Here is a 3,800-nt window from a genome sequence, read left to right on the forward strand (position 1 = left end):
CCAGGACGGCGCGTCCAACGGCCTGACGGCGCCGAACGGCCCGTCCCAGCGGCGGGTGATCCGCGCGGCCCTGGCGAACGGCGGGCTCACCGTCGCCGACGTGGACGCGGTCGAGGCGCACGGCACGGGCACCACACTGGGCGACCCGATCGAGGCGCAGGCCCTGCTGGCGACCTACGGACAGGACCGCGCCGACGACTCCCCGCTCTGGCTGGGTTCGATCAAGTCGAACCTGGGCCACACCCAGGCGGCGGCGGGGGTCGCGGGGATCATCAAGATGGTCGAGGCGATGCGCCACGGCCTGCTGCCGAAGACCCTGCACGTCGACGAGCCGACGCCGCAGGTGGACTGGTCGGCGGGGAACGTCCGGCTGCTGACCGAGGCGCGGGAGTGGCCGGAGACCGGCCGTCCGCGCCGGGCGGGAGTGTCGTCGTTCGGGATCAGCGGCACCAACGCGCACGTGATCATCGAACAGCCGCCGGCCGAACCGGTGCGCGAGCCCGCGACGGCTCCCGCCGGGGCGATGCCGTGGCCGGTGTCGGGGAAGACCCCCGAAGCGCTGGCGGAGCAGGCCCGCAGGCTACACGCGTACGTCGCGGAGCGCCCCGAGCTCGACCCGGCCGCGGTGGGTTTCTCCCTGGCGGCGGGACGGGCGGTGCTGGAGCACCGGGCGATCGTCGTGGGCGAGGACCGGGCGGAACTCCTGGACGGCCTCACCGTGCTCGCCGCGGGCGGCCGGTCGGCGTCCGCCCTGTCGGGCAAGGCGAGCGCGGGCCGTCTCGCGTTCCTGTTCTCCGGCCAGGGCAGCCAGCGCCTGGGCATGGGCCGCGACCTGTACGACGCGTTCCCGGTCTTCGCTGAGGTTTTCGACACGGTCTGCGCTGAGCTGGACACCCACCTCGGTCTACCTCTAGGCGAGGCCGTCCACGGTGAAGAGGGCCTCCCTGACCGGTCGGTCGATGCCGGTGCGGGAGGTCTGCCGGGTCGGGTGGTCGAGGCTGGCGTCGGTTTGGTGGGTCGCCCGCTGCGTGAGGTGATCTGGGGGGATGCGGAGGCGCTGAACCAGACCGTTTACACGCAGGCTGGGCTGTTCGCGTTCGAGGTGGCGCTGTTCCGGCTGTTGGAGTCGTGGGGGGTTCGTCCCGACTTCGTGGCGGGCCATTCGATCGGGGAGATCGGGGCCGCGCATGTGGCGGGCCTGCTGTCGCTGCGGGACGCCGCCCGTCTGGTGGCCGCTCGTGGTCGGCTGATGCAGGCGCTCCCCGAGGGCGGAGCGATGGCCGCGATCGAGGCGACCGAGGACGAGGTGCTGCCGCTGCTCACGGGCAGGGCGGGGATCGCGGCGGTGAACGGGCCACGTTCGGTGGTGGTCTCGGGCGACGAGGCTGCGGTCGCGGAGATCGTTGACGTTTTCGCCGCGCAGGGCCGGAAGACGTCCCGGTTGCGGGTGTCGCACGCGTTCCATTCGCCGCTGATGGATCCGATGCTGGCGGAGTTCCGGCAGGTCGCGCAGGGGCTCTCCCACGGCCGGGCGGCGATCCGTCTGGTGTCGACGTTGACGGGGGAGGCGGTCTCCGCTGAGCACCTGGCCTCCGCCGACCACTGGGTGCGGCACGTTCGTGAGGCGGTCCGGTTCGCAGACGGGGTGCGGGCGTTGGAGGCGGCCGGGGTGACCCGGTTCCTGGAGATCGGCCCCGACGGTGTGCTCACCGCGATGGCCGCCCAGTCGGTGGAGTCGGAGAAGGCCGTGCTGGTGGCGGCGTCCCGCAAGGACCGGCCCGAGGCGCGGTCGCTGCTGACGGCCGTCGCGGGACTGCAGGTGAACGGGGCGCCGGTCGCGTGGGAACCGTTCTTCGCCGGACGGGCCGGCCACCGGGTCGACCTGCCGACCTACGCTTTCGAACGGCAGACCTACTGGCTGCCGTCGGGCTCCGGCGGCGGCGATCTGACCTCCGTCGGCCTGCACGCTCCCGATCATCCGCTGCTCGGCGCGGCCGTCACGATGGCGGCCTCCGGTGAACTGATCCTCACCGGCCGCGTCACCGCCGGAACCCACCCCTGGATCACCGACCACGCCATCGACGGCACACCGGTCTTCCCGGGCGCGGCCTTCGTCGAGCTGGCGGTGCGCGCCGGTGACGAGATCGGCCTGTCCCGCGTCGACGATCTGACGCTGGAAGCGCCCCTCCCGCTGCCCGAACGCGGCGGCGTCGTCCTCCAGGTGCTCGTCGGGGCGCCCGACCCGGCGGGCCGCCGCACCGTCGACATCCACTCCCGCGGCGAGGACGCCCCCGACCTGCCGTGGATCCGGCACGCGACCGGCACCCTGGCCGCCGTCCGGCACAGGAGCGGCGGGACCGGCCTCACCGCCTGGCCGCCGCCCGGCGCGGACCCCGCCGACCTGACCGGGCTGTACGAGCGCTCCGCCGAGGACGGCCTCCACCACGGACCCCTGTTCCAGGTGCTGCGGGCCGCGTGGCGGTCCGGGACGGAGGTGTTCGCCGAGGCCGCCCTGCCCGACGGCACCGCACCCGGCTCCTTCGGGCTGCATCCGGCGCTCCTGGACGCCGCCGTCCAGGCCGTCGCGTTGACCGGCACCGGATCCGCCGCCGTACCGGCTGCCTGGTCGGGGGTGGAACTACACGCGGCGGGCGCCACCGCGTTGCGCCTCCGGCTCCGGCCGGACCGCGACGGACTGCTGGAACTGGCCGTCGCCGACTCCTCGGGCGAGCCCGTCCTGTCGGCCGAGTCCCTGACCGTGCGGCCTGTCGCCCAGACGCGCGAGCTGGTCTCACGCGCGTCCCGGCATGAGTCCCTTTACCAGGTCAGATGGGTGGCCGTCGCGGCTCCGGAGAGCGCCGTGCCGTCCCCGATCAGGTGGGCGGAGCTCACGGCGGAGGCCGACGTGCCCGCCGCCGTCGTGCTCAGCGTGCCCGCCGTGGTGACGGGGTCCGAGGCGCGCGCGTCGGTCCAGCGGGTGATGGAGGTCGTGCAGAACTGGCTGGCCGACGAGCGTTACGCCGGTTCGCCCCTCGCGGTCGTGACGTCCGGTGCGGTCGGCCTGCCCTCCGGCGACAGCCCCGCGGACGTGACCGATCTGGCGGGCGCGGCCGTCGCGGGACTGGTCCGCAGCGTCCAGATGGAGGAGCCGGGCCGGGTCGTCCTCATCGACGTCGAGGATCCGGCCGAGCTGGCGGCCGTCCCCGCCGCCCTCGCCAGTGGCGAACCGCAGCTCGCGATCCGTGACGGGCTCCTCCACGCGCCCCGGCTGAGCCGTGTCCGGATCGACCCGGACGCACCCGTCCCGGCCTTCACAGGGCCCGTCCTGATCACCGGTGCGCTCGGCGCGCTGGGCGGTCTGCTGGCCCGGCATCTCGTCACCGTCCACGGGGTGCGCGAGCTGCTGCTGACCGGGCGTCGCGGTCTCGCCACCCCCGGGGCCGCCGAGCTCGCGGCCGAGCTGACGGGGCTGGGCGCGCAGGTCGAGGTGGCGGCGTGTGACGTCGCCGACCGAGACGCCGTCGCCGCACTCCTCGCCGGACGGCGTCTGGGCGCGGTCCTGCACATCGCGGGCGTCCTGGACGACGGAGTCATCTCGTCGCTGACTCCGGAGCGGCTCGACGCGGTCATGCGCCCGAAGACCGACGCCGCCTGGAACCTGCACGAACTGACCCTGGACATGGACCTTTCGGCGTTCGTCATGTTCTCCTCCGCCGCCAGGGTGATCGTCGCGCCGGGCCAGGCCAACTACGCCGCCGCCAACGCCTACCTCGATGCGCTCGCCGCCCACCGCCGCGCCG

General features: G+C 74.2%; 1 protein-coding gene. It reads left to right on the top strand.

Annotated features, from left to right (window positions below):
* Positions 1–3,800: acyltransferase domain-containing protein (locus tag ACYVE7_RS30840; RefSeq protein WP_460369686.1), on the top strand; the 3,800-nt coding region annotated here is incomplete at both ends.

Source organism: Actinocorallia lasiicapitis (assembly GCF_054778695.1).